The following is a 6,000-nucleotide window of genomic DNA, read 5'->3' as shown; positions in this document are numbered from 1 at the left end:
GCGCACGTCGCGCCGGCATCCTGCTGGATGCACGTCGCGTTTACGCCGACCTTCTCAGACCGCGAGCACCCGGAGCGAGGGGTGGTCGTAGGTGTTCAGGTACAGCTTCTCCTTGGTGCCGTCCTGCTCCAGCTCCACCACCAGCCGGTAGTTGTAGATCCCCGGCTTCGCGGTGCTCAGGATGGTTCCCGCCCAGTAGTAGTAGACCGGCGTGAACTTGTCGCGCATCTTGTCCGGGCCGCCGTAGATCTTCAGCTCGGTCAGGATCTTCTTCTCCGCCACGTCCTCCTCGTCACCGATCTCGGTGTCCAGGACGACGATGTTGTTGATCTTCGGCATCGGCGGCCAGGTGCCGTCCAGCCGCTTCTCCATGTCGATCGGCCGGATGATCCAGTTGATGACCTGGCCCTGCTTGCAGACGGTCTCCAGGTGCCGGGTGCCCTGACCGGTACCGCCCACGCTGTTGTCCATCATGTAGATGGCGTTCTCCAGGGACTTCTCCCGGATCGCCCGCTCCATGTTGACGATCGTGACGATGTTCAGCTGTACGGAGTTCAGCTGGCCGGGATTCTGCTTCTCCTGCTCCTGCAGGCTGGTGCTGCGCGTCGTGGTGCTCAACGTTCCTCCTCTAGCCGAACAGGAAAGACGACTGGGTGCTGGTGACGGGCTCGGTCCGGGTGCCGACCCGGTACCTGATGCGGTACGGAACCGCCTCGGTCGGCGCCGCCTTCACGGTCGCCGTCCAGTACGAGACGTCCGTCCCCGGGTAGGTCTTGCGCACCGGCTCGGCCACCGTCGGGTCGATCTCGATGCCGTCGATGGCGACGTACGCCTCACACTCCAGGGCCAGCGGCGACCACAGCAGCGTGTCGCCCGTCTTGACCTTCGTGCGCAGTGCCTCGGTGCCGAATCCGGTCGATCCACCGGTCCGGTTGGTGTCGTACATGTACACGTGGCCGTCGGTGCTCAGGGACGCCAGCACGCCCACGACGTCCACGACCGCGCTGATGGCGATGGGGCGTTGGTTGATGGCGCGCGGTGCGGACCGCGGCTTCGCCTTGGTGGTCATCTGTTCCTCCTCGTCCGTCCGTTGTCAGGTGGTGTGCACGCGCTAGGAGACGGGCAGGAAGCCGAGGCCCGTGCCGGTGAAGGCGTTCCGCTTGGGCTCGGAGGTGATCCTCAGGTAGGACTCGCAGGTCAGGTTGACCGGCTCCCAGAGCATCTCGTAGCCCTGCTCGACCAGCTTGTGGAGCTGGATCTTCATCGTGTAGGCGTACGTCCCGGGGCGGGACGTGTCGACGGTCGCCGACCAGTACCAGCCGTCGGTGACCATGTCGGGGGAGCCGTACTCCGCCGGATACATGATCTTCTCGTCCACGGCCTCGCCGTAGATGTCGGTGATCACCGGGGCCGGGTAGCTGACCGCGGCGGTCGAGTCCGCGGCCACCAGCTTTCCGGTGATGTCCAGGACCTTCGTGTCGGAGGGACCACGGGTGCGCCGGGTGGACTTGACCTTGGTGCCGACGTTCCGCTGGATCTGGGCCAGCTGCTCCGAGGTGTCCGAGCCCTGCGGGCCCTGGACGATGGCCTGGAGGTCGGCCAGCGCCTGCTGGTCGGTCTGCCGGGCGCGGTCGGCCTGGTAGCCCTTGGGGACCGTCGGAGGGATGGAACCCAGGCTGTACGGGAGCCAGTTGAGCACCTGCTCGCTGGCCTGCGAGCCGTCGCTCCAGTAGGACCCGTTGACCGCGGTGACCAGCTTGCCCGTGCCCTCGTTCTCGGAGCCCTGGAGCTTCATGTTGTCGAACAGATAGGTGTTGTTCTCCAGGGACTTGGCCTCCAGTGCGTTGGCCACGTCCACGAGCACGATGATCGCTAACTGCTGGGGCATGAGCCCGCCTTCCTCGACTGATCCGTTCCTGTGGTGTGTGCGGATTCCGTGGTGTGCGCGCAGTGCGCCGCCGCGGCCGTCACGGCCGCGGGGAGGCGGCCACCAGTGCGGCCGACTCGACCGTCAGGGTGCTCCGGGGGCCTTCGTACATCTGGAGTTCCAGCCGGTACCTGAGGGGGGTTCCCGGAGTCACGTTGTACGGGACCACGCCCGACCAGACGGCGATCTCCAGGTTCTCGTACGGCTCCTTGTGGCCGTTGGACTGGTGGTGCACGGTCCCGCCGTGGTCCGGCCGGTCCTGGGCCAGCCCCCGCGGAGGCGGGCCGCCGCCGGGCGTGCGCGGTTCCTGGAGACCCAGGACCTGACCCTGCGCCTGGGGCTGCCGGCCCTGTGCCTGGCCGTGCGGGCGGTGCGTCGCGCCGCCGCCCCGGTGGGCCCCGTTGTCCTGGCCGATGAAGGTGACGCTCTTGATCTCCACCGGGGTCTGGAGGTCCACCGCCAGCGCGGTCCACTGGACCGTCTGGCCGGGGCTGACGACGGTCTGCAACTGCGTGGTGCCCTGGCCCCTGCTGTCGTGCTCGCTGTCATCGATCAGGCAGAGGTTTCCGTTACCCAGCGTGCCGTCGGAGAGCGCGCCGATCACATCCACCACGGCGACGATGTTGACCTTTTTATGCCCTATCGCTGTTGTCACTGGTGCCACTCCTGTCGCGTGCTTTCGGGAGTTTTCCTGTCCGTCGGGTCTGCGTGTCCGCCTAGCCGCGGTCGCGGACCAGGGGGACCTTCCCGACGTCTGTGCGCTCGATCTCGGCCGACATCCGGTGCACGAACTTGACCTGGAACCGGTAGCCGGTCTTCTCGATCGAGGCGGGATTCGCCTCCCCGTGGTTGAACAGCGAAAGCGACCGGGGGAGGGAGTTGAGGAAGGTCTGCTGGACGCCGTAGGGGCCCAGCGCCGTGTCCAGGCTGTAGGTCAGCCCGGGAACGTCGTCCACGGAGGCGACGAGCACGAGGGTCTTGGCCTCGCGGTAGTTCACGAACTGCACCTCGTGCGCCGCCACGTCCAGGTCCACCGACGTGGTCGCCCGCAGCTCGTCGCGCAGCGACTCGTACGCCTTGGCCGCCGAGTACTGGCTGTCGTTGAGATGCAGTACGTCACCGGTCCGGCCCGCGAACTCGAACTGCAGGGTCTTCGGGCCAGGACCGTCGATCCGGGGCCGCCGGATCATCCGGTCGCCCAGCTTGAGCCGCAGCAGCGGGGTCTCGTGGGCATGCAGCCGGGTGACGACGAGCTCGCCCTCCTCGCCCTCGGCCACCCACCGGCCGTCCTGGTCGACGATCTCGATGAAGTGCAGGCCGGGCACGGCGGCCAGGTACGGGGACTCCTCGGTGAGCTGGAGACCGATGGTCTCCGCCTGGGTGGCGGCGAAGTAGCTGAGGATCGAGAGGTTCGGGTACATCGCCCGCAGCTCCACCCGCTTGCGCTGGGCCAGCACTCCGCTGCCGTACAGCGCGACCCGGAAGCTCTCCTTCGCCTCCTGGCTCATGCCCGCACCGAGGTCGCCGAGGATCGCGATGCCCGCGGTGATGCCCATCAGGGCCTTGGGCCCCGGGTAGGAGAACATGTGCTCCAGGACCGGGGCGGTGACCGGGCCCGCACCGATGTAGTTGATGCCCGGCACATGGCTGAGCACGCCGCCGACCATGGTGCCGCTGCTCCACATCTGGTAGTCGGCGAGCGTGGTCATCAGCCACTTGGGGCCGGCCCCGGGCAGGTACTTGCCCAGTTGGTACGTCCCCATGAAGTCACCGGCGATGCGGTACGTGTCCGCCAACTCCCGCAGCGAATAGACCACTTCGAGCGGTCGGCCGCCGCTGGTGCCTCCGCTGGCCACCACCTCGAACCCGCCGTGGCTCAACGGCACCACCATGCCGGGGCGCTCGTCCATGAAGAAGTCGCGCTGCACGTCCTTGTCGGAGAGCGGGATCCGCTGCCAGTCCTCGTACGACTTGGGTGCGTCGGTGATGTCCGCCCCGGCCAGCCGGGTGCGCCACAGCGGGTTCAGCCGGGCGGTGTGGACCAGTTGCTGGAGCCGGCGCAGCACCAGCGCGTCCTGCACGGCGTGCGGCAGTTCGCTGTAGGGGGCCTGGCAGGCGATGGCACACTCCTGCAGCTTGCTCGCGAAGGTGGGGAGCCCTCTGACGGCGCCGACGGACTGCGGCTGCCATTCCCAGTCCGGAATCAGCCGCATCGCCAGTGCGCCGGCCTCGTCGGGTGTCGGTCGGGGCTGCGGAGAGAGAGTGGTCATGCAGAGTTCCCTTGCTCGATCGGTGTGTGCTCGGTGGTGTGGTGCCCGGCGGTGCGTGCTTGGCGGTGGCGCGTTGCCCGGCGGTGCGTGCCCGGCGGTGCCTGCCCGGCGGCGGTGCGTGGCCGGTGGTGCGTGCCCCCGGGTCAGCCGTGGAGCAGCTCTTCGCCGATCTTCCGGATCTCTCCCAGCAGCATCCGGAAGTGCTCGACGGTGATCTGGTGGTTCATCATCACGACGCGGAGTGCGGCCACTCCGTCGACGTTGACCTTGGAGATGAAGAAGTTCCCCTGGCGCTTGATCCGGTTCCTGATCGCCACCTGGAGCCGGTGCGTGTCGTCGGCCCGGATGAGGTCGGCGGGCCGGTAGCGGAAGCACAGGATGTTCGACTCGGGCTGGTGCAGGGCGTCGAAGTCCGGCTCCTGCTGGACGACTTGATGGGCGTCCGAGGTCAACTCGCAGAGGTAGTCGATCTTCTCGGCGAACAGCGCCCGTCCGAAGATCGACCACAGCGTCCACAGCGGCATGATCATGGGCCGCTTGGTGCATTCGAAGTTCTTGCCGCCGCTGTCGAGATCCGTGTAGACGTCCGGCTCCTCGTCGAACACGTAGCTCGCCTGCTGCCGGAACGCCCCGAGTCCCTTCTCCTTGTTCCGGTAGAAGAGCAACGTGCAGGGCGCGGGGACGAACATCATCTTGTGCGCGTCCCAGGTCAGCGAGTCCACCTTCTCGATGCCCTTGAGCTTGGAACGGAGCTTGTCGGACACCAGCAGGCTCGCCCCGTGGGCGCCGTCCACGTGCAGCCAGATGTCCTTCCGCCGGGCCAGGTCGGCGAGCTCGTCCAGCGGGTCGAAGGCCCCGACGGAGGTGCTGCCCGCGGACGCGACCAGGCAGAAGACCTTGAGCTTGCGGCGCTCGGCCGCCTCCAGCACGTGCGGCGCCTGGTCCATGCAGATCTGCTTGGCGTCGTTCAGCGGCAGCCTGATCAGCTGGTCCTCGCCGATGCCCAGCACCCCGGCCGCCCGCGACACGCTGTAGTGCACGTCCGCGCCCACCGCGATGGCCGGGCGTGGGCGGCCCTCCAGCGAGGTCGCACCCTCGGCCCAGTACTCCGGGTACTTGTCGTTGCGGGCCGCCAGCAGCGCGGTCAGGTTGGCCAGGGAGCCGCCGGACGTGGTGACCATGGCGAAGCGCCCGGGTTCCCAGCCGATGAACCGGTTGAGCTCGTCGGCCATCAACTGCTCGGCCACATTGGGGAGTTGACCGGCTTCGTAGAAGGATGACGGCTGGTTCACGACGGAGCTGACGAAGTCCACCACCCCGGAGAGCGGCACCACGCCGGAGAACTGCCGGCCCATGTACCCGGGGGAGTGCACCGGGATGCCCGTCCGGATGTACAGGTCCAGGATCGCGCCGAGCTTCTCCTCGTCGAAGGGGGCGATGCGATCGCTCTCCGGGACCATCAGCTCCTTCGCCGCCTGGGTGAGGACGGCGGGCCTGATCAGTTCCAGACCCCTGATCGAGAGGTCCGACAAGTGCTTTTCCAGCCTGCCGAGTGCCGATTCTGAATTGTCCCGGAACAGCTGGGGGTCAAAAGCTTCGAGCAGTAAACCGGCGGTGGGATCCTGCGACCGGGACTGCGTCATGGTGGCCTCCTTCGGAAATGGGCTCGGAGCCCAGTGCTTTGGTTTCCTTCCGGGCAGGGGAGACCGCAATTCCGGAAGACGGTGAAGAGGGAGTGTCCGGGCAGCACGGAGCCGCCTTCGGTGTCCCGCGAGCACGGCAGGGGATTCACGCACAGGGGAA

6 protein-coding genes are annotated in these 6,000 nt (G+C 67.5%); all 6 read right to left on the bottom strand.

Annotation, left to right across the window (positions count from 1 at the left end):
• Window positions 1–54 precede the first annotated feature (54 nt).
• Entirely contained in the window at window positions 55–618 is a 564-nt protein-coding gene (locus tag ACWGIG_RS16575) for a hypothetical protein (protein ID WP_453322310.1), read from the bottom strand.
• Between the two features lie 10 nt (window positions 619–628).
• Window positions 629–1,069 carry a hypothetical protein gene (locus tag ACWGIG_RS16570; RefSeq protein ID WP_453322309.1) on the bottom strand — a complete coding sequence of 147 codons (441 nt, stop codon included), beginning with the start codon at window positions 1,067–1,069 and terminating at the stop codon, window positions 629–631.
• A 42-nt stretch (window positions 1,070–1,111) separates the two neighbouring features.
• Complete coding sequence (locus ACWGIG_RS16565; protein ID WP_453322308.1) at window positions 1,112–1,888, bottom strand: hypothetical protein; 777 nt, start codon at window positions 1,886–1,888, stop codon at window positions 1,112–1,114.
• Between the two features lie 79 nt (window positions 1,889–1,967).
• Window positions 1,968–2,582, bottom strand: coding sequence for a hypothetical protein (locus ACWGIG_RS16560; RefSeq protein WP_453322307.1), 615 nt, complete (start codon window positions 2,580–2,582; stop codon window positions 1,968–1,970).
• 61 nt (window positions 2,583–2,643) lie between these two features.
• Window positions 2,644–4,197, bottom strand: coding sequence for a hypothetical protein (locus tag ACWGIG_RS16555; RefSeq protein ID WP_453322306.1), 1,554 nt, complete (start codon window positions 4,195–4,197; stop codon window positions 2,644–2,646).
• Between the two features lie 143 nt (window positions 4,198–4,340).
• Window positions 4,341–5,840: a pyridoxal phosphate-dependent decarboxylase family protein gene (locus ACWGIG_RS16550; RefSeq protein WP_453322305.1), complete on the bottom strand. Its 1,500-nt coding sequence runs from the start codon at window positions 5,838–5,840 to the stop codon at window positions 4,341–4,343.
• Window positions 5,841–6,000 lie beyond the last annotated feature (160 nt).

The sequence above is a fragment of the Streptomyces sp. NPDC054863 genome, from assembly GCF_053610825.1.
Note: the sequence above shows the minus strand (reverse complement) of the source record. Positions and strands in the feature narration are given on the sequence as shown.

Excerpts from the sequence above, each read along its gene's own strand:
- ACWGIG_RS16570 (WP_453322309.1), bottom strand. The coding sequence starts at position 1,069 with ATGACCACCAAGGCGAAGCCGCGGTCCGCACCGCGCGCCATCAACCAA.
- ACWGIG_RS16565 (WP_453322308.1), bottom strand. The coding sequence starts at position 1,888 with ATGCCCCAGCAGTTAGCGATCATCGTGCTCGTGGACGTGGCCAACGCA.
- ACWGIG_RS16555 (WP_453322306.1), bottom strand. The coding sequence starts at position 4,197 with ATGACCACTCTCTCTCCGCAGCCCCGACCGACACCCGACGAGGCCGGC.
- ACWGIG_RS16550 (WP_453322305.1), bottom strand. The coding sequence starts at position 5,840 with ATGACGCAGTCCCGGTCGCAGGATCCCACCGCCGGTTTACTGCTCGAA.